Source organism: Sulfurimonas sp. (assembly GCF_026196735.1).
GTDB lineage: Bacteria > Campylobacterota > Campylobacteria > Campylobacterales > Sulfurimonadaceae > Sulfurimonas.
The window spans coordinates 54,272-74,490 of the sequence record NZ_JAPHUF010000002.1 but is presented as its reverse complement, the minus strand read 5'-3'; the positions used below and the strand labels follow the sequence as shown (position 1 = coordinate 74,490).

General features: G+C 34.1%; 23 protein-coding genes. 1 reads left to right on the top strand and 22 read right to left on the bottom strand.

The genetic code is table 11. From position 1 onward, the window contains the following. Positions 1-79: 79 nt before the first annotated feature. The 10 genes from OQK60_RS00660 to OQK60_RS00615 all read right to left on the bottom strand — a co-directional run bounded on the left by OQK60_RS00660 (position 80) and on the right by OQK60_RS00615 (position 7,961). Positions 80-1,027, bottom strand: a complete 948-nt coding sequence (locus OQK60_RS00660) for a hypothetical protein (RefSeq protein WP_297683050.1) — start codon at positions 1,025-1,027, stop codon at positions 80-82. Then, a complete protein-coding gene (locus tag OQK60_RS00655) occupies positions 1,027-1,695 on the bottom strand; it encodes an ABC transporter ATP-binding protein (protein WP_297683048.1) in 669 nt (222 codons plus the stop codon). Before OQK60_RS00655 ends, OQK60_RS00660 begins: the two co-directional genes overlap by 1 nt. Further along, positions 1,692-2,867, bottom strand: a complete 1,176-nt coding sequence (locus OQK60_RS00650; RefSeq protein ID WP_297683046.1) for an FtsX-like permease family protein — start codon at positions 2,865-2,867, stop codon at positions 1,692-1,694. The genes OQK60_RS00655 and OQK60_RS00650 overlap by 4 nt, the downstream gene beginning before the upstream one ends. After that, entirely contained in the window at positions 2,857-3,168 is a 312-nt protein-coding gene (locus OQK60_RS00645; protein WP_297683044.1) for a hypothetical protein, read from the bottom strand. Before OQK60_RS00645 ends, OQK60_RS00650 begins: the two co-directional genes overlap by 11 nt. Beyond that, positions 3,161-4,252 (bottom strand): nitrous oxide reductase accessory protein NosL, encoded by a 1,092-nt coding sequence (locus tag OQK60_RS00640; protein ID WP_297683042.1) that lies wholly within the window; start codon positions 4,250-4,252, stop codon positions 3,161-3,163. The genes OQK60_RS00645 and OQK60_RS00640 overlap by 8 nt, the downstream gene beginning before the upstream one ends. A 137-nt stretch (positions 4,253-4,389) precedes the next feature. Further along, positions 4,390-4,953, bottom strand: a complete 564-nt coding sequence (locus tag OQK60_RS00635; protein WP_297683040.1) for a porin family protein — start codon at positions 4,951-4,953, stop codon at positions 4,390-4,392. Between the two features lie 138 nt (positions 4,954-5,091). Further along, positions 5,092-5,571, bottom strand: coding sequence for a DUF4149 domain-containing protein (locus OQK60_RS00630; RefSeq protein ID WP_297683038.1), 480 nt, complete (start codon positions 5,569-5,571; stop codon positions 5,092-5,094). A 3-nt stretch (positions 5,572-5,574) separates the two neighbouring features. Next, positions 5,575-6,405, bottom strand: a complete 831-nt coding sequence (gene prmC, locus OQK60_RS00625) for a peptide chain release factor N(5)-glutamine methyltransferase (RefSeq protein WP_297683036.1) — start codon at positions 6,403-6,405, stop codon at positions 5,575-5,577. Beyond that, positions 6,387-7,658 (bottom strand): M48 family metallopeptidase, encoded by a 1,272-nt coding sequence (locus OQK60_RS00620; protein WP_297683034.1) that lies wholly within the window; start codon positions 7,656-7,658, stop codon positions 6,387-6,389. The genes prmC and OQK60_RS00620 overlap by 19 nt, the downstream gene beginning before the upstream one ends. Then, positions 7,659-7,961: a Dabb family protein gene (locus OQK60_RS00615; RefSeq protein WP_297683032.1), complete on the bottom strand. Its 303-nt coding sequence runs from the start codon at positions 7,959-7,961 to the stop codon at positions 7,659-7,661. A gap of 56 nt (positions 7,962-8,017) precedes the next feature. Here OQK60_RS00615 and OQK60_RS00610 point away from each other — a divergent pair, with 56 nt between their 5' ends. Then, positions 8,018-8,215 carry a hypothetical protein gene (locus tag OQK60_RS00610; protein WP_297683030.1) on the top strand — a complete coding sequence of 66 codons (198 nt, stop codon included), beginning with the start codon at positions 8,018-8,020 and terminating at the stop codon, positions 8,213-8,215. Here the strand turns inward: OQK60_RS00610 and OQK60_RS00605 are convergent. The 12 genes from OQK60_RS00605 to ligA form a co-directional block, all read right to left on the bottom strand. Then, positions 8,212-9,567, bottom strand: a complete 1,356-nt coding sequence (locus OQK60_RS00605) for a DASS family sodium-coupled anion symporter (protein ID WP_297683028.1) — start codon at positions 9,565-9,567, stop codon at positions 8,212-8,214. The genes OQK60_RS00610 and OQK60_RS00605 overlap by 4 nt on opposite strands. A gap of 6 nt (positions 9,568-9,573) precedes the next feature. Beyond that, positions 9,574-10,464, bottom strand: a complete 891-nt coding sequence (locus OQK60_RS00600) for an NAD(P)H-dependent glycerol-3-phosphate dehydrogenase (RefSeq protein ID WP_297683026.1) — start codon at positions 10,462-10,464, stop codon at positions 9,574-9,576. Beyond that, complete coding sequence (locus OQK60_RS00595) at positions 10,457-11,164, bottom strand: NAD-binding protein (protein WP_297683024.1); 708 nt, start codon at positions 11,162-11,164, stop codon at positions 10,457-10,459. Before OQK60_RS00595 ends, OQK60_RS00600 begins: the two co-directional genes overlap by 8 nt. Continuing rightward, a complete protein-coding gene (locus OQK60_RS00590; protein WP_297683022.1) occupies positions 11,161-12,717 on the bottom strand; it encodes an ion transporter in 1,557 nt (518 codons plus the stop codon). The genes OQK60_RS00595 and OQK60_RS00590 overlap by 4 nt, the downstream gene beginning before the upstream one ends. A 6-nt stretch (positions 12,718-12,723) precedes the next feature. Then, complete coding sequence (gatB, locus tag OQK60_RS00585; RefSeq protein WP_297683020.1) at positions 12,724-14,151, bottom strand: Asp-tRNA(Asn)/Glu-tRNA(Gln) amidotransferase subunit GatB; 1,428 nt, start codon at positions 14,149-14,151, stop codon at positions 12,724-12,726. A gap of 77 nt (positions 14,152-14,228) precedes the next feature. Next, positions 14,229-14,486: a hypothetical protein gene (locus OQK60_RS00580; protein ID WP_297683018.1), complete on the bottom strand. Its 258-nt coding sequence runs from the start codon at positions 14,484-14,486 to the stop codon at positions 14,229-14,231. Positions 14,487-14,502: 16 nt separating this feature from the next. Beyond that, a complete protein-coding gene (locus OQK60_RS00575; RefSeq protein ID WP_297683017.1) occupies positions 14,503-15,177 on the bottom strand; it encodes a F0F1 ATP synthase subunit A in 675 nt (224 codons plus the stop codon). A 76-nt stretch (positions 15,178-15,253) separates the two neighbouring features. After that, positions 15,254-16,297: a tRNA pseudouridine(13) synthase TruD gene (locus tag OQK60_RS00570; protein WP_297683015.1), complete on the bottom strand. Its 1,044-nt coding sequence runs from the start codon at positions 16,295-16,297 to the stop codon at positions 15,254-15,256. Beyond that, on the bottom strand, positions 16,294-17,115 hold the full coding sequence (locus OQK60_RS00565; protein WP_297683509.1) for a bifunctional riboflavin kinase/FAD synthetase: 822 nt from the start codon (positions 17,113-17,115) through the stop codon (positions 16,294-16,296). The genes OQK60_RS00570 and OQK60_RS00565 overlap by 4 nt, the downstream gene beginning before the upstream one ends. A 91-nt stretch (positions 17,116-17,206) precedes the next feature. Beyond that, entirely contained in the window at positions 17,207-17,464 is a 258-nt protein-coding gene (locus tag OQK60_RS00560; protein ID WP_297683013.1) for a hypothetical protein, read from the bottom strand. 9 nt (positions 17,465-17,473) lie between these two features. Next, entirely contained in the window at positions 17,474-18,199 is a 726-nt protein-coding gene (locus OQK60_RS00555) for a TlyA family RNA methyltransferase (protein ID WP_297683011.1), read from the bottom strand. Beyond that, positions 18,192-20,144, bottom strand: a complete 1,953-nt coding sequence (gene ligA, locus OQK60_RS00550; protein WP_297683009.1) for an NAD-dependent DNA ligase LigA — start codon at positions 20,142-20,144, stop codon at positions 18,192-18,194. Before ligA ends, OQK60_RS00555 begins: the two co-directional genes overlap by 8 nt. Positions 20,145-20,219: the final 75 nt, after the last annotated feature.

The following is a 20,219-nucleotide window of genomic DNA, read 5'->3' as shown; positions in this document are numbered from 1 at the left end:
TCTCTCATTAGCTTTATCTTTAAGCTCTGTATTTTCTTGTGCAATAGCAATTTAAACTTTTGTCATATATACATGTTCATTAAAGCCAAACACCATTTTTAATATAGTATATTACAGTAATTAGCGTTAATAATATAACATAAAGAGAGTTGAAAACAATTGAGATACTGTAACTTTTTGACGATTCATCTATAAAACCCACTACTAAACCGTAAAATGTTCCGACAAAAAGTGTTAAATAAATAATATAGCCAATATAGTAATAATCACTCTGCAAAAAGCAAAATGGGCAGTGATGAGATGGAAGCTCATAAATGTATGTACCGAAAAATAATATCAACGCTATTAGTGCCACAATTATAAATATAAAATTAAAAAGTGCAAAAAGATAGCGGTTTTTTAAAAAGTAAAATAGCACTATTAGTGCAAAGCTACCGTAAAATATACTTAAAAGCACTCTATTATCCAAGGCAAATATGCTAGATATAGAAGAAGTTGCAGAACTAGAATATATGCTTCCACAACAGCTCACCATCTTATCTATCTCTATTGCATTAAACATAACACCCTCTAAGACAATCTCAATCATAAAAAAAATAAACAGTGCTATAAAGATGCCAAACTTTAGCCTTGTATATGGCTGACTTTCATCTTTCATATCTTCACTGTGAAGCTTCAGCCAATAGGCAAACAGATAGAGGTTTATAATCTTTAAAACAATAAGGTAAGTTCCATACTCTGTAGCATCAACAACCCCTGCTCCGCACATCGCTCCGGTAAGTACATTCGATGCCTTATCAAGAGTAAAGATAAAGAATAGAAATAGTGGAACTTTTATGGCAAATATATACTTGATAATAGTAGCACTAAGATAACTCTGCTTTTCTAACATGTACTGGCTTTGAGAGGTAGAGTTTATATCCCAGTGTAAAAATATTTTTACACTCAGCACAAAAGCCACTATTGCGAAAACAGCAAAGATAACATTTAAAATGAGTATAGTTAAAACCTCAGGAGTCAGCAGCATTAAGAGATGACTCCTTGATGTATCTCAACTACTTTATCTACTATGTCAAGATTAAAGAAAAGCGGATCGTGTGTTGCCACTATAACTGTCTTGCCTCTGCGCTTTAACTCTTTTAATATCTCTATAAATGAGAAGGAGAGTTTTTCATCAAGATTTGCCGTAGGCTCATCTGCTAGTATAATTTTGGGGTCATTTATGTTTGCGCGGGCAATGGCAACTCTTTGTTGTTCACCGCCTGAGAGGTTTTTAACAATAGCATCTTCTTTATGCTTAATATGAAACATCTCTAAAACTCGCTTTAGCTTATCCTCTAAAACATCTACATGTAGATTCATAGGTACTAACGGTAAAAGAACATTATCTTTGACACTCAGAGTATTTATAAGGTTGTATTTTTGAAATATAAAACCTATGTTGTCTCGTCTAAAATCAGATGCAAAATTCTCAGGAAGTTTTGAGACTCTTTTATCATCAACAACTACTTCTCCACTAGTTGGTTTACTAAGAGCTGCGATTAGTGAAAGAATTGTACTTTTTCCACTTCCACTGGCACCTTTTAAAACAACCAATTCACCCTCTTTAATACTAAGATTTATGCCATCAAGTGCCGTAAGAGTGTTATTTTTATTTATTTCATATTTTTTTATTATGTTGTTTAACTCTATCATCTCATAACCTCGTCAGCCTCTAAAGTGGCAGCTTTCCATGATGGAATGATTGTAGCTGCTATATATATTGGTACACTCAGAAAAAACACAAGAGCCATTGTCTGAAAATCAAAAACAAAAGGCAGACTAAATGAGGTTTTTAACTCGGAATAACCTGTAAATATATTTTGCAGCAGCGGTGCGTTAAAGATATATACAAATGCAAATGATAAAAACGAACCAAGCAGATATGCAAAAAACGAGACTATAAAGCCTTCATAAAATTTCTCTTTTAAAACATCATCAACTCTCCAACCAATGGCCTTAAGTATGCCTATTTCTCTTTTTTCTTCGCTGCTAAGTCCGCTTACTTTGTCATATATTATTATGAAAAATGTAAATAGTGAGACTATAAAAAGAGCTAAAAATACACCACTTTTATAGTCAAAAATATTTTGATAACTGATTTTCAAATCATCTTTTGTTATTACTCTGCAATCTGGATACAGAAGCTTTATCTTAGTTGCTATTGTCTGTATTTCATCTACATTGGAAACTTTTACAACAATATCAGTTGCCTTATCAGCACTCATATCAAAAATCTCTCTGACACTATCTTTACTCATTACAATTATATCGTTTGACTCTAACTCTGTATCAGTATTAAAGACTCCACCTATTGTAACTTTTTTCAGACTTCCATCGGGCTTTATAAAGTTGAAGTACTCTTTATAGTAACTATTTTGCATACTTTTTTTAACGCCCTCTCCTACAATCATAGAAGATGAGCTAAAGTCTAGGTTGTTAGCAGCATTTGTCAAACTACTTTTATACTGATCTTCATACTCATCTATGCCGACGATACTAAAGTTAACACCGGCATTTTCAAAATAGTAATATCCCCACACTCTGGCAACTGCACCTGTTACACCTGTTATCTCTAAGATATTATCAACACTATCTACATCTATATCATAATGTCTTCCCGCTTTCATCTTTTGAACCACTATCTCAGGAAGTGCGTCTACTGTACTTTGCAGTTCATACTTTATAGAATTTGTAATGAAAAACATTGAAGTAAGTAAAAATACAAGAGCAGTTAATATTATAGTTATAAATAAACTTTTGTACTTCTGTCTAAGTAGAGAATTTATAGCATACTCTATCAAGTAAACATTTACTCTATCTCTCATTTAATCTCTTTTCATTTATGGTGTTTGAATGAGAGTAAGTAAATGTAGATACAAAGTACTCTCTTAGACTTGCGTCATCTTTATATATGCCAAACATGTCACTCAGGCTTCTGTGTCTTACATAATTGGCCTCAGTGGATATAGCCAAGTCCGGAAGCCCTATCTGCTCTACAAAAAATCTTTTATAATTTAGTACTTCACTGCTTACACTTTTTGTAGATTGGATGTAGCTAAGCTCTAACAACAAGAGTGCACCGAGTGTAATAAAGCTATAAAAAACAAATCTACTTTTTTTATTCATCTAGTTTTCGTACTTCTTCTTCGCTTATCTCACTAAATTTCAAGATTTTATAACCTTTATGATCCATACTAAAAGTCTTTGCTTCTCTCTCATCTACAAAAGGTATCAACTCATCTCCCATTGGTCCATAAACATCACTGCCAACTACAAAAAAAGCCTTTGTTGCATCTATTGCTTTTTGAGAGTAGTAGTCCGTAACCAAGATTTTTGAAATCCCATCTTTATGAGTAAAATAGTACTTCATTAAATCTTTTACACCGTCAAACGAATAATGTTTATCTTCATAATAAATTTGTGCTGCCCATTTTGGATATTTATAGACAAACATCCCACAGATTGGACATTTCTCATCTTTAGTGACTTTTATTATGCCATCAATTTTTTCCATGTCGCCAAATCTTTTAACTTCAAAAAGATAAAGAGCGACGGCTTGGAGCTGATTTTCTTTTAGAGGTTTACAAAGCTTTTCATGCTTTATAGCTGATTTTAGCTGATTTATTTCTATGTAATTTTTTGGCTCAATATCTTTATTACACGATTTTTCAAATATTTTTTTACCCATTGGATATATCTTTTTGGTTTTCTTTTTCGTAACCATAGCAATATCTGATTTTAAAGATTCATTTGCCATCTTTAAAGCAGTTGCAAAATCAACTATATAGCCGCCATTGTCCATATTGAAATCATCAGCTGACTCAGCACTAGAAAAAGCCAGTTTAGACACTTTAGTCATAGTGCCTCTAATATCAGAATCAACCACATATATTGCACTCTTTGCATCTATGAGTTTATCAGTTGCCGCGTCTACAACTTTTATACTATTTATGTCTATTTTATGCTCTTGCATATCTACAGCCAAGCATCTTATAGAGCAGTATTGTCTCTTTTTATCATTTTGCAGTGTGGAAGTGTGAGAAGTTTTGTAAAACTTCTTTATGTCCATGCCGCAAACGGGACACCAATCTTTATGTTTACCGTCTTGAACTAAAACAGGAACACCAGCTGCCTCTTTAGAAAAAGCAAAAAGAGATGAGGATGTAAAAACAAGTAACAAGGCAAGTATAATAAGTAGAGTTTTTTTCATGAGAGAACAGTTCCTAGATTTATTTTATATAAATATATCTAAAGAGTGTTAAGTATATGTTAAAAGTGTTTTAAAATTGGGAGGTAGATATATTTACCTAGATTTTAATCTAGGTAAATAATGAAAGATTTGTAAGTCTAAAATTTATATTTTAGTCCTAACATAAGGCTATCGCCTCTACTACTTACAACTTCAGCACCTTCATATTCAAAAACAACTTCCATGTTGTCAGAAATACCGTACTCTAAACCTGCAGCATAAGCAATACCGCTTAGAGTTGTTTTAAAAGGATGGTGTACATCAGTTATTTTTTCATATTCCCAAGCATAACCAAGCTTCACTAAACCGCGTAAGTGACCAGTTATAGTTCTTGAATAAACACCCATAACACCATATGTTGTGTACTCAGCATCACCTTTCACTACATGACCATGAAGATCATCTTCAGTTACATCAGCTTCTACATGAGTTAGAGCTAACTCGACAGCATAGTTTTTTGTAAATGCATACCCTAAATCCACACCAATACCTACACCTGTATCACCATCAAGCTCATACGCTCCATGCATAATAGTGTCACCCATAATCACAACTGCTTTTGGTACAGCATAAAATCCTGCTCCACCACTTGCATTTGCACTCTGAGAAAGCGCTACTAAACTTAGAGCAGTAACTACTATTTTTCCTAATACCTTTTTCATTTAAATCCTTCTTATTTTTAGTTCAAATTATAATATTACAATCAAGATTAAATAAACTTGATATGCATCAATTTTAAAGACATTTTAGTTATAAATTATTAAATGTGATAAATTTTGTGATAAGAATTAATTATCTATTTATGCGCGTCTAAGAAGCATCAATCTTCTTACAAATAAAACAAGAAGTGCGACTGCTAAAACTTTAAAGTCTAATTCACTTGCAATATGAATGTTGGCAAATGTATTGCTTTCTGTAGCTTCTCGACCGAGGACTTGCATAGACATGATTTTTGGTGAATAAACTGCGCTAAACATCAGTGAAGTAAAAACGACAACAACAGAACTGGCAAAAACAACACTGTCTCTTTGACCTTTTTTATACATAACAGCTTCATATGCTGCTACACAAAATGTTAAAAAATATATCCAATAAGAAAAACGGTGGAACACCTCACCCATTATGATTCCGGCATTATAATTATCAAGAACAACAGCATGTAAAATTTTATCGGTATGAAAAACAACAGGAGCAACAAGTGCACCTAAAACAATAATTGCTCCAAAAGTAGCTGCTAGTATGATTAGGTATGTAAAATCTATATATATATTTTTCTTCAAAAATTATAACCCCAAGGTAAAGCCTCTATCAAAATCACTATAATCTTTGTAAAATTCTAGTGAAATGTATGACCTGCCATCTAAATATTTTTGTATTTTATCCTTTTGGTCATAACCAAACTCACAGCTAAAAAAGTTAATGTTTCTCTTTAAGACTTCATCAAGAAGTTCTTTTATAAGTTCATCTCCTACAGTTCCGCCAAACAAGGCATTTTGAGGCTCATACGATAAGTTTGATTCAAGTTTTTCATCATCTGCAATATAGGGAGGATTTGACACCAAATAGTCTACATGTTCATTTATAGGCTCCAGTAGTGAACCAAGTCGTAACTCAATCCTGCTTTGAAGTCCAAACTTTTGTATATTTATCTTTGCAATATCTATAGCATTTTGAGATATATCTACAGCAATAAACTTAGCATTTGGAAATTTTTTTGCAAGCATGATAGAGATAATACCGCTGCCCACTCCAACTTCTGCAAAAGTCATTTTAGTATCTTTATCTTCTACTCTTTTAAGCACTTCATCTATGAGAAGTTCAGTTTCAGGACGAGGAATTAAAGCACCCTCTGCTATATAAAACTCTTCAGAGTAAAAACTAACACTCTTAGTAATATACTCTAAGGGCTCGTTTTTAGCGCGTCTTTGCGCCCATTCAAAAAGTTTATCGGAATTTTGTACATGTACAGATTGATTTGTTAGAAGCCATAACTCATCTACATGTAAATGAGCCATAAGAAGCAGTTGTGCTTCTCTGGATGCTCTAGGAATATGTGGGCTAAGAGTAGTTGTAATATCTTTTAAAATATCTTTTACTAGATATTCGCTTGACATGTAGCCTCTAAAGCATTTTTGTCTATGTCTTGTAAATCAACACCAAGCTCTTTTAATCTCTCTAAAACAGGAGGATGAGTGTAGTGAAAAAAGATATATAACGGATGTGACAAAGGAAAACTTTTGTTTTCAGTAACAAGTTTTTTAAGCGCATTTGCAAGTTCAATCTCTCCGCCAACTCCTGCTAATTCACTTCCCATTTTATCTGCCTCGTATTCATTATGTCTGCTTACAATTCCCATAATCGGCATCATCAAAAAGCCTAGCACAGGCATAAAAAGTATAAGTAAAATCATAACAACATAAGGAGCTTCAGACAAACCTAACTCTGAGTAAAGAGAATCTGGCAAGTTACCAAATATGCCAAACATTGCAAAAAGCATCGCACCCACTAGAGCTATATTTTTATATATATCACCATGTGCAAAGTGACCTAGCTCATGCCCCAACACTGCAAGAAGTTCTCTTGTGCTTAGTTTTTCTATAAGAGTATCAAAAAGTACGACTCTCTTAGCTTTACCAAAACCGCCAAAGTAAGCATTAAGTCTTGCATCTCTTTTGCTTGCATCACTTACAAATACGCCTGAACTTACAAAACCTGTCTTGTCCATCAGAACTTTTATCTCATGGTCTAATTTTTCATCTTTAAGTGGAGTAAGCTTGTCAAAAAACATTGCACGAAATGCAGGGTAAAGCATATTTATTAGAACTACAACAGCGAAAATAAATACAAAACTCCATAACCACCATAGAGTAAAACTTGATATGATTAAGTAGATTCCCCAAACAACTAAAGAACCTAAAATTAGCGTCATTACAAACGAGATAAGAGTATCTTTTATCCACTGAGCCATCGTTGATTTGTTAAAACCAAACTTTTCATCTAATACAAATTTTTCATAATATGAGAATGGCAAAGAGATGATAGAGTTAATAACTAAAAAGCCCATTACAATAGCAATATTCATTACAGCTTCATTTTCCCCGTTCTCTGTTAGAAATACAAAACTATCTTCCAAAAATTTTATTCCTAAATCTATCCAAATAATAAAGACTATATAGTCTAAAAATGAGCTGGCAATACTCATCTTTTCTTTTGCTATACTGTAATCACCTGCTTTAACAAACTCAGAATCAGACAGAAGAACTGCCTTGCCTCTTTTAGCCTTGCTTACATAGCCTATCTGCATAACACTTGTATAAATAGTTACAAGTACAAAAAGAGTATATATTGCTACAATTGTCATTAACATTTAGTTACTATCCTCTTTGATATAATCAACAACTTTAGACTCTAAGGTTACTGACTTTATAAGCTCTACCACTTTTAAATGCTCTGGATGGACTGCATACTCGCTAAGAGCTTCTTTAGAATCAAATGTAGTATAAATCGACATGTCAAATGCTCTCTCAGAACGAGAAAAATCAACTCCTACTTCCATGGAGTTAAGAGTTGGGATCAACTCAACTAAAGCATTCAGTTTGGAACTAACTTCTTTTATGTTCTCTTTTTTATTTTCATCTTTAAATTTAAACATCACTATATGGACTATCATACTAAACCTTATTATATCTTTGATGGAATTTTAACTAAAAAAGGTAAAATAGAGCTATGAAAAAAATCTTAAGAGAACTTTACGGGTCTGGCATACTATTTTTTTACTTTTTTAAGTGGCCGTTCTTCTTGGTATTTCCGTATCTTTACAACAATGGACTAGATGAAAACTATATACTAAATCTTTTGTGGTTCTTTACTGCCGGACTTATTTTAAAAGACTTTTACACAATGTACAAAAGCAAAAACGACTAAAGAATCCCTTTCCAAAAGAACTCTGCAACCATTACGATTAAAAATATTCCAACCAGATTTAAAACAATCCCGTATCTTGCCATATTAGCAATACTTACAGCTCCACTACTCATAGCAATAGCATTTGGCGCAGTAGCAATCGGAAGCATAAAAGCATAACTTGCACAGATTGTAGCGACCATCATAAACAGAGTTGTGTTTATGCCTGTCTGCTGGGCAACTGCGTAAATAACAGGAAGCATGATAGATATAAGTGCGGTGTTTGAGGTTATCTCTGTTGTAAAAGTGATAAGCATCGCTACAGCAAAAAGTATCATTATCGGTGATAGTTGCGTAATGGTAATTAGATACGAAGCAAACTCATCTGCCAGACCGGTAGAGCTAAACGCTTTTGCAATACTAAACCCTGCACCAAATAAAAACATAATCCTATATGGAATCTTTCCTTTATCAGCCATCCAGTCAAGTATCTTAAACGGCGGTACATAAAGTAAAAGTCCTGCTCCGAGCAGTATTCCCGCTTCACTTAGTCCTAGTCCATTCCAATACGGCTTTAGCGGAGCATTTAGCAGTAGCAAAACAACTAAACCTGCTATTATGTATAATACTTTTTTTTGCTCTTTATCTAATGCTTTATCCTCAGTTGATATTGACATGTCAATATCTTTCACGCCAATGCTTAAAAGTGATGCAACTACAAAAAACATCATAAACACCAAAGGAGCAACCATCCACATCCACTGCAAGAATGGAATGATTTCCATTCCCTTATTTTGCATGATACCAAGCAAGATAAGATTTGGAGGAGTTCCAATAGGAGTCAATATCCCGCCAACACTGGCACCATAAGCGATAGCAAGAGCAAATCTCATCTTAAGTCTTAGATTGTCCGTTATGAAAAGAGCTATAGACATAAGCAAAAGTGTTGTTGTAGTGTTTGAAAGCACAGAACTAAGTAATCCTGCTGTAATTGTAAGTGAAAAAATTATTCCCTTGGGAGTTGCTGGAAAAAGTGATAACATCTTATCTGCTATCCATCTGTGAAGATGTGTTTTCTCAACTGCAATAGCAAGCATAAAGCCACCCAAAAACAAAAATATAATAGGATGAGCATAATTAACTGTTGTCTCTTTTGTAGTTAAAATCGAAAAAGCCGGAAACATAATAATTGGTAAAAGAGAAACAACACCTAAAGGCAAGCCCTCGTTGGTCCATAAAGCAACTAGAAGAGCTATAAGACCAAGAAGTGAGGCCTGCTGTGGAGTAAATATAGTTAGACTTAGTGCGAAGATTAAAGCACCTACTAAAACTCCAACTGCTATTTTTTGAAACTGTGCTTTATATTCATTCATATATTATTAACTCGCAAGAAAGTTTTTTAAACTGACATGTGGGTTTTCGCCCTCTAGCATATTATAAACTTCTCTGGCTATTGGAAGATATAAATCTCTCTCATCAGCTATTTTTTTTAAGGCATAAGTAGTGCCTATACCTTCTGCAACTTCACCCAACTCTTTAAGTATCTCTTCTTTAGATTTTCCGGCTGCTATACCCTGTCCTACTCTAAAGTTTCTACTCATAGTTGATGATGCAGTCAAAAACAAATCACCTGCTCCGCTAAGTCCTACAAAACTCTCTTCTTTTGCACCGTATTCGCAGCCAAACCTCTGCATCTCTACTAATCCGCGAGAGATAAGTGAAGCTGCTGCATTTTTTCCAAGACCTAAACCATCACAAATTCCTGCAGCAATGGCAATAACATTTTTATATGCTCCTGCAACTTCGGCTCCGACTACATCAGTTGATGTATATGTCTTGATAAATGAGGGAAAAAACGATGCAAACTCAGCACTTAACTCTTCATTCTCAGAGTTAACTACAAGTGCCGTTGGAAGTGATTTCATAACTTCAGTTGCAAATGAAGGACCTGATAAAAAAGCTATGTGAGAACTTGGAATGTGTTTAGCATATATCTCATTTAAAAATCGTCCACTAGAGGCTTCTATACCTTTTGCAGCAACTAAAACTTTTTGATGTGAAAATATAAAATGCTCTTCAAGCCAAGATGCCACCTGCTGAGCCGGAATAGCTATTACAAGATAGTCAAATTTTAATATCTCTTGCATCGAAATAAAGTTTCTCATATCTCTGGATGTTCGTGAACTTATAAAAACTTCATTTTTTTCACTAAGCGCAAAAGCTAAAGCCAAGCCCCATTTTCCTGCTCCAATCACTCCTATTTTATTCACAGCCACTCCCTATCATTTTTTCAAACTCTTTTATCTCTAACTCATACCCCACCACAACAAATATATCACCTTTTTTTATGACATGGTGCTGTGCTTTTGATGAGTAAACAAACTCTGTGCTCATATCTTCATGAACAATAGATAAAACAATAATTCCGTGTTGCCTGCTCCACTCTATATCTGATGGATATTTTCCTTCAAAATAGTCATTTTCACCTACTTTTATTTGAGCTATTTTAAGATTGCTTTTCTCATATAAAATATCATGCAAAACCTCTGTAACAATTGGTTTTTCCAACATGTCAACAATAACATTTGCAGTTGTCTGAGTAGTTGGAATAACTCTAGATGCTCCAGCCAAAGTCAGTTTATCTGCACTCTCTTTGTCAGCTGCCAATGCAACAATAATCAAGTCTTTAAAAGTATCTCTGAGTGATAGTGTTAAAAATATATTTTCAGCCATATCTTCTAATATGCAAAAAGCTACACACTCTTCAATATCAACTATATCGCTTAGGTGATTCCAATTATCACTTAAATCAAAAATGGACACTTCATATGATTCATCTTCTTTATCAATTGGTGTGATGTTTTCATCTAACTTAAATACATGTATATTTTTATAGTGCGATGAAATATTCTTTTTTATCTCAGATGTATATTCGTTATATCCAAAAATCAAGGCGCTTGTCTGTGTCATTTAGTGCCCTTTTTATGTAAGAAATTTCTAAATTCTTTTATAAACTGGATATTTCCAATAATCAAAAGATAATCCCCTGCCTCTAAAATAGTACCATCTAAAGGATTAAAAAAGAATCTTTTCTTACTTTTTTTGTATATTCCCAGAAGCACTATTTTGTATTTTGCATTTTGAAGTTCTCCGGCCATAGCAAAATTGTTAAGAACTCTTTGAGTAATGACAACTTCTTGCATATCTATGCCATTATAGTTAGAGCGAAGAGCATGTATGGCTTCAAATGCCACGGGTTGTCCTGCAAACTCTTTAGCTATGATTCCAACAAGCTCCTTTTCATAAAAAAGCTCATTTACACCTGCAGAAATCAACTTGTTTTTATTCATCTTATTTTTCAAAATTGAGAGTATATATACATCTTTATTGAAAGAACGAACAGTCAAAGCAGTATAGACATTTTCAACATCACTATAACTTAGACACAAGATAGCCTTAACTTGCGTTTTGATATTTATTCGAAGCTTCTTATAGCTCTCTATGCTTCCAGGGTCGTAATTAAGCACAAAAAAACCATCTTTTTTTCCTTGTTCTACTTTTGCTAGGTTCTTTTCTAAAATAATTACTTTATTATTGATACTAAGTTTTTTAGCCACTTCTTTTGATACATTTTCATATCCACAAATAAGATAAAACTCTTTCATTTTGGCAACATCATCAATAAGTTTTATATCTTTTATCTCATCAAGTTTTTCCGTAAAAGCAGTAACTATAAGTGAAGTCGTAAATGAAAACACTGCAATACCTGCAACTATCACAAACATTGCAACAACTCTACCAGCTTCTGTTACGGGAGTTATATCCCCGTACCCGACAGTAGATATTGTAACAATAGACCAGTAAACTGCTTCAAAAAGTGTATCAATAGGTGAGGTTGGATTATTTGCTTCCATTACATAGATTAAAACCGATGAAACAAAGATAACAATAGAAGCAAATATAGCAAGCGTTAAAAACTCAAACTTTTTAGCAGCGATAACTGAAGTGAAAGTCTGAATACTTTTTGCATATCTAAAGAGTTTAAATACTCTAAAAAGTACAAATATACGAAGAAGTCTTAGCTGATGGAAGAATGGAACAATTGCCAATAGATCAATAATGGCTTTAACAGATATGATATACTTGAACTTTACTCTTAGTATCTCTTTTAGAGGCTTAAGAAGTTCAAACTCTTTGCCAAGCATTGCATCATACTCACTCTGCTCTATTATAATCTTTGTAACACTGCTGCTTACCCAAAGTCTCAATAGGTACTCGATAAGAAAAATAATTGATATGACATAGTTGTTAAAAAACAGAAGTTCATCGTTTACATGTGATTTTACTTCTCTAACTAAGATAATTACACTTGCAAATATTAGTGCTATCATAAAAAAATCAAAAATTCTTTTATATTTATAATCACTATTTTCTAGTAGATTGTAAAAAAACTGCTTGTTTTTTGCATACTTTTTTGAAGTATTTATGCTGTATGCGGTGTTTACAATCAAGCGCTTAAGCAAAACTGATTATCCTAGTTTTGCTTTTAGTACTTCATTTACAGCCTGAGGATTGGCACTGCCTTTTGAAGCTTTCATAACTTGACCGACAAAGAAGCCAAAAAGTTTATCTTTTCCACCTTGATATTGCTCTACTTTATCGGGATTTGCAGCAATTATCTCATCACATATAGCTTCAATAGCACCACTATCACTAACTTGCTTTAAACCAAGTGCATCGATAACACCATCAACATCCAAGTTCTCTTGCATAAGTTTGTCAAGTACTTCTTTAGCAGCTTTATTGCTAATAGTTTTATCATCAATTCTTTTTGCTAAATGTCCTAATTTTTCGGCATCAACCGGTGAATTAGTTATGTTCATATCGCCTTTAAGACGACCTTGAAGCTCAACAGTTAACAATGAAGTTGCCGTTTTTGCAGTAACTCCATCCTCTTTCATCATAGTCTCAAAGAAGTGTGCCATCTCTACGCTGCCTGTGATAACACCGGCATTGTATTCGTTCATCCCATACTCTTTTATAAATCTTTCTCTCTTAGCATCCGGAAGCTCTGGGATTTGTGAGTATGTAGCCATCATCTCATCAGTAACTACGGCTTTAAGTAGGTCTGGCTCTGGAAAATACCGATAATCAGCCGCTTCTTCTTTGCCGCGCATAGAACGAGTCTCTTGATTTTTTTCATCAAAGAGTCTTGTTTCTTGGAAAATTTCTTGCTCATAAACACCATCTTCCCATGCTTCACTTTGACGAGCAACTTCCATTTCGATTGCTTTTTGAATAAACTTAAATGAGTTTATATTTTTAACTTCAACACGAGTGTAGAGTTTTTCATCGCCTTTAGGACGGATAGAAACATTTACATCAACACGAAATGAGCCCTCTTGCATATTTGCATCACCTATATCTAAGTAACGGATAATAGAGTGAAGTTTTTTAAGATATAAAATCGCCTCCTCGGCACTTCTCATATCCGGTTCTGAAACTATCTCAAGCAAAGGTGTACCTGCACGATTTAAATCTACTTTTGAAATATCGCCGTCATGAATATTTTTACCCGCATCTGCTTCAATGTGAGCACGGTTGATACGGATAATTTTATGAGAAGCGTTTTCAAAGTCTATTTGTAGTTTGCCATGCTCAACAATAGGAGTGTAAAGCTGAGTAATCTGATAGGCTGAAGGAGAATCTGGATAGAAGTAAGACTTTCTATCAAAAAATGATGTTTTATTTATAGTTGCATCTATTGCCGTTCCAAGCATTATAGACTTGTGCACAACCTCTTTATTTAAAACAGGAAGAGCACCAGGAAGAGCCAAACAAGTTGGACATGTATTTGTATTTTGTTTGTGATTGAAACTCGTTGGACACGAGCAAAAAAGTTTTGATTTTGTGTTTAATTGTACATGTACTTCTAGACCGATAACTGTTTCGAACATAAGTTTCCTTAGATAAATTCATAATATTAGGACTACATTTTATCTAATTAAAGCTTTTAACTCTCATAAAGTAAAAGTTATTTTTGTGATAGGATTTCTTCTAGAAGTTTTGTCTGTTTTTTACTCTCTTGAAACCTTTTTCTATTTATTGAAAATGCATCAAGTGCCAAAATCATAAACAGCGAGATAACCACAAAGATTACGGTAATAAAAAGAGCTAGTGAAAATCCCAAGAAGGAGAGAATATTAAAAGTTATTAGAGCACCAAAAAGGACAATAGCCCATGATGTTCCAAGCAAAAAGCTTATAATTCTGTCGAATTTATCTTTTTGCATCAAAGGAGCAACTTAATTAGTGGTCATCAACCGCTACAGCACCACCAAGATAAACATAAGTAAGCATCATGAATATGAAAGCTTGTAAGAATGCCATAAAAGTAAGTAGTGCAAATGGAATCAATGGCAATACCCATGGAGCAAGCATTAAGATTACCATTAAGAACATGTCGTCACCTTTTACATTTCCAAATAAACGAAAAGAAAGAGAAACAAGACGAGAGAAGTGAGAAACTATCTCGATTGGAAACATTAACCAGTATAACCACCAAACAGGACCCATAAAGTGTTTGAAATACTTGATAACGCCCTGCTCTTTGATACCGACATAGTTGTAGTAAATAAACACTACTAAAGCCAATGTTAAAGGCATTTCTAAAAATGCTGTTGGAGCCTCAAAACCTGGCACGATACCTATTAGGTTAGCAATACCGACAAAAAGACCGATAGTTGCAACTAGAGCTACATATTTACGAGCTTTTTCTTCACCCATTACATCTGTTCCCATTTTAAGAACACCGGAAATATACGCTTCCATAATATTTTGAGTTCCTCTTGGAACCATTTGAAGATTTGACATAGCCATTCTTACAAGTATCAATGCTATTCCTGCAGATAAAAGCATATGTGTCGTGTAGATAAACGATTTATCGTGAGATATTAAGCCGAAAAATGTGAACAATTCACCCATAGGTGTACTCCCTGTCTTAAATAATTGAGGCATTATAGTCAAAGTTGGATTAAACTTTTATAATACCAAGCTTTTTTTATGTAATTTTTTTATCTTTGCTCATTTTTGGCTTAACATCTTTAGCTGTATAGTTTTTATTTGCAATACTTTCTAAAAATACAGTTGCATATGAGCCTTTAGGTAGAGTAAATGATATATTTAACTTTGTTTCCTTTTTAATATAGTTGCATTCTATGTCTTGTGGATATACTAAAGCCTCTCTACGATAACCCTTTTCTTGCAAAAACTCATCGTCGTACTCTTTTTCAATCTCTCTTGCTTCGTCTCTTGCACGAAACACATCTCTTCCGCATAAAAGTCCTGTTGGAACTAGTTTATGTTTCTCAAAATCTTTAGTCGGTATGATCTTTGGAGTAGAGAGTTTTTTATCTTTTGACATGTAGACATCGCCCTCTAAAAGTAAAAATTTGCCACTGTTTTTCTCGCGACTAAGCAAAACTCGCTCTCTTAGCCAGTCATTAAAGAATGTACTTTGATATATAGAGATCAAAAAGTTTTTAATCTTTGCGTCTTCTATAAAAATATCGCCTTTTATCATATCTTTGGCTTGTTGTATCGAGTCATTGTCACGACCAAATCTCTGATAACCAAAGTAGTTTGGAAGCCCGTTTTTTGCAATACGGCGAGCTACTTTTTCTATCTTGCCTGAGTCAATGTTATCAACAAAATGCAGATTTATGCTAAATCTGTTTCCCGCCAAATCACCCATTCTAATAGAGTTAGAGTGTCTAACAGCTTTTAAAATCTTTATCTGTTTATGATGAAACTTTTTAAGCATTTTCTCATAACTTACATCAACAGATATATACTGCGTTGTAGTTGCGTGCTTGTCTTTTAAGCCTGCATAACCTATCTTTTGTGCCGGTACTGCTAGGTACTCCGCAAAAACTGCTATCATATCCCATGTAGTCATCTCAACTTTTTTTACATGTAGGATCAGATAGTTGCCTTTACCCTTAAACTCGCCATCCATAACCTCATCAACAATAAAATCTGTTGGAGTTTGGTAAAACTTGAAACCTATATCACTTGTAGTGTCTAAATATTCTCTTTTTCTCATAATGCTAAAAACTTTAATTCTTTTGAAGCGATAGCTATATCTTTTTTTATCGCTTTATTTAACTCATCTATTGAGTCAAATTTCTTGTTATCTCTTATAAAAGATACAAAACTGATTCTTGCTTGTTCTTTGCATAAAACTTCACCATCTAAAATATGTGTTTCTATTGCAAAAGAGCCGTCTGTTGTCACACGATGACCTATAAAAGATACTGATGGATGATAATGCTCTTCATCATCGATTCTTGTCAGAGTGACATAAACTCCCTCTTTAGGTATCAAATACCCTTTAGTCTCTAAGTTTATTGTAGCAACCAGCTCTTTTTTGCCGATGCCCTGACCTGTTACCTGTGAGCCTCTGATAGTGTAGTTATGCCCTAAAAATGCGTTGGCACCTTTGATATCACCTATTTGTAGCTTTGCTCTTATTTTATGAGAATGAACAGAATCATTATCTAAACTCACCTCATCAATAACTTTTACTTCACCGTCAAACATAGTTTTTAAATCTTCATAAGAGTATTTTCTATTTTTTCCAAAATGAAAATCATATCCGACCACTATCTTCTTAAGTTTTGGAAATTTGTCTTTTAAAAACGCTATAAACTCTTCCCCGCTAAGATGGCGAATAGTACCCAACTCAAGATACATGATAGGATGATGTGAAAAGTGCTCTCTATCTGTTTTTGGTGTAAGGTTTGCATAACCCGTCTCAATAACTACTATTGTGCCGTTTTCACCCAGTGCTTCAAAAAGATGCTGATGACCTATATGCATACCGTCAAAGCCACCGATAGCGATTGCGGTACTGTCTTTAATATCTCTCAACTAACTATTCCTTTACCAAATGCTGTAGATAATGTAGGTTATTTAATATGAAGTATATCCAATAGAAGCTAAAACTCTAGTTTTATATATTTTGAGCAGTCTTTTTAAACCACTTCCAAAGCCCGTACAAACTTATTGCAATCCAAAAAAACTCTATTACAAAAGAAGCAAGATTCCAGTTATATAAGAGCGAGTACAAAATAAGCAATGAGCCAAAAAGATTATAAAATGAGTATAAAAAACCTTTTGAATCTATTTTTTCACTCTGCAACATAAAATATGCCGCTAAAACTATTAATACCCCTATGATACCGATTGTATCTATTATGAAATCATTCATTTTACCCTCTTATTTTGAGATATTATATTTTTCAAACAAGTAGCAATATTCTAAATTGCCTTCTTTGCCTGTAAGCTTTGAAGGAGATTTTAAAACTCTCTTCCAGCATTTAAGAGCGCAGGCATCTTCAAATTTTATCATTGCGTTAAGTATAGCTTTTTCATCAGTGACAACACCGTTTTTATCTCTTTTGGCTTCTCGTCCAACTTCAAACTGCGGTTTAAAAAGCAGGATGATTTTCTCTGTTGAGAGTCTATCTACATCGTCTAAGATATTTAGTAGAGATATAAAGGCAACATCACTAACAACAATATCAAATTTTTTATCACTTTTAAAATCTCTTATATCGCAACTCTCAAACGAGTGAACTCGCGCGTCTTCTTTCAGACTTACATGTAGTTGCTCTTTTCCTACATCAACAGCAGTAACCTCCCCCACACCATATTCTAAAAGTACCTGAGTAAAACCGCCTGTTGATGAGCCGATATCTAAAGCTACATTGTTTTTAATATCCAAATTTAGCTCATCCAAAAATGCACTTAATTTAAAAGCAGAACGAGATACATAATTTTTGTGCTCTTTAACTTCTACCTTATCACTATTTTCCAGCTTATGAGAACTTTTGATTATTACTTTATTGTTGACACTGACATGTCCATCTTTTATCAGTCCTTGAGCCTTATTTCTGCTTTCGCTCAGGCCATTTTCTACTAAATAATTATCTAATCTACTCAATCTTTTCTCTCATCTCTTGCTCTGTTAAACACTCTACACCCAAATCCATGGCTTTATCATACTTGCTTCCTGCATCTTCGCCATAAATCAAAAAGTCTGTCTTTTTAGAAACTGAACCTGAAACCTTAGCACCAAGACTCTCTAGCATCTCTTTTATAGCACCGCGTGACTCGCTCATCGTTCCGGTAAGAACTGCTGTCTTACCTTTAAAAGGGTTCTCTTTTGCCTCTGCTTTTTTTGTAGGTTCGAGTGGTTGTAAAATCTCTTGCAGTTTTAAAATTGTTTCTCTGTTTACTCTAACAAATTCTAAAACAGACTCAGCCATCTCTTCACCAATACCCTCAAGTGCTATTATCTCTTCTTTGCTTGTATTGATGAAGTTGCTTCCAAAATTTTCACTAAGTGTTTTTGATGCCACCTCTCCTACATGTTCAATCCCAAGAGAGTTGACAAAGCGCCAATACTCTGAGCCTTTTGCATTTTCTAGTGAATCTAGAAGATTTTGTGCCTTTTTATCTTTAAAGCCTTCAAGAGTAAGAAGTTTATCCAGAGTCAAATCAAACAAATCAAGCACACTTCGCACTAAGCCTGAGTTAAAAAGAGCCTCTACTATTTTAGTACCAAGTCCGTCTATATTTAGACATGACTTTGAAGCGAAATAATAGATAGAATTTATAACTCTGGCCTCACATGTCAAGTTTTGACACTTAAGTAAAACACCCTCGTCTAAAAGCTCACTGTTACATACAGGACAGGATGTAGGTCTTTGATACTCTACTTCACTTCCATCTCGTTCATGAGTTAAAACTTTAATAATCTTAGGTATTACATCCCCGCTTCGCAAGATGATAACTTTATCATTTAAACGAATGTCTTTTCTATCAATCTCATCAAAATTATGCAGAGTTGCACGCTCTACCACAACGCCGTCAATATCCGTAGGCTCGACTATCGCCACAGGAGTAACTGCACCTGTGCGACCAACTTGCAGGATAATATCTTTGACACGCGTTATCTTCTCAACCGCAGGAAATTTATAAGCTACTGAGAAACGAGGATTTTTAACTGTATAACCCATATCTATCTGCGCGGCTATTTCGTTGACTTTTACAACCATACCATCAAGCATCATCGCATAACCATCACGATTTCGGTTCATAACTTCATATATCTCTTCAATCTCATTATAGCCCTGACATGTAGAACTGTTAGGGGGTCTTCTAAAGCCTAAAGAATAGATATACTCCATCTTCTGGCTGAGTAGTTTATGCTCAAGTGAATTTACACCTACTCCATATGGCAAAAAAACCAAGTTTCTTGATGCCGTAATGCTAGAATCAAGCTGTCTTAAACTTCCTGCTGCTGCATTTCTAGGGTTTGCAAAAACAGCTTCACCCTCTTTTAATCTTTGCTCATTAATCTTGTCAAATTCATCTTTAAAAATCACAACTTCACCACGAATCTCAATAGTCTCTTTATGCTCTATTGTAAGAGGAACTGAGCGGATAGTCTTGATATTTTGAGTAATAAGCTCTCCTATCTCTCCGTCACCGCGAGTGATTCCTTGAGATAGCTCTCCGTTTTCATAAATAAGGTTAAGACTGGCTCCATCAAACTTTGGTTCACAATAAAATGAAATGTTTTTATCGAGTTTGTAAGTCTTTGTAAGCCATTTTTGCAATCCTTCACTATCAAAAACATCTTCTAAAGACCACATGCGTGAGAGATGTTTTGCTTTAGTGAATCCATCAGAGACTATATCTCCCACTCTTTGAGTAGGCGAATCTTTTAACATGTCATCAGGATTTTGTTCTTCATACTCTACTACTTCATGATAGAGTTTATCGTAAACCTCATCGGTAGTAATGGGGTCATCAAGAACATAATAGTGGTATGAGTAGAGATTTAATTGTGCTACAGCTTTTTTATATTCATTTAAATTCATAATGGAATTTTATCTTAATCTTGTTGAATTAATTATTTTGATAACAATTATCACTATTTATATTTAATTAAGCAA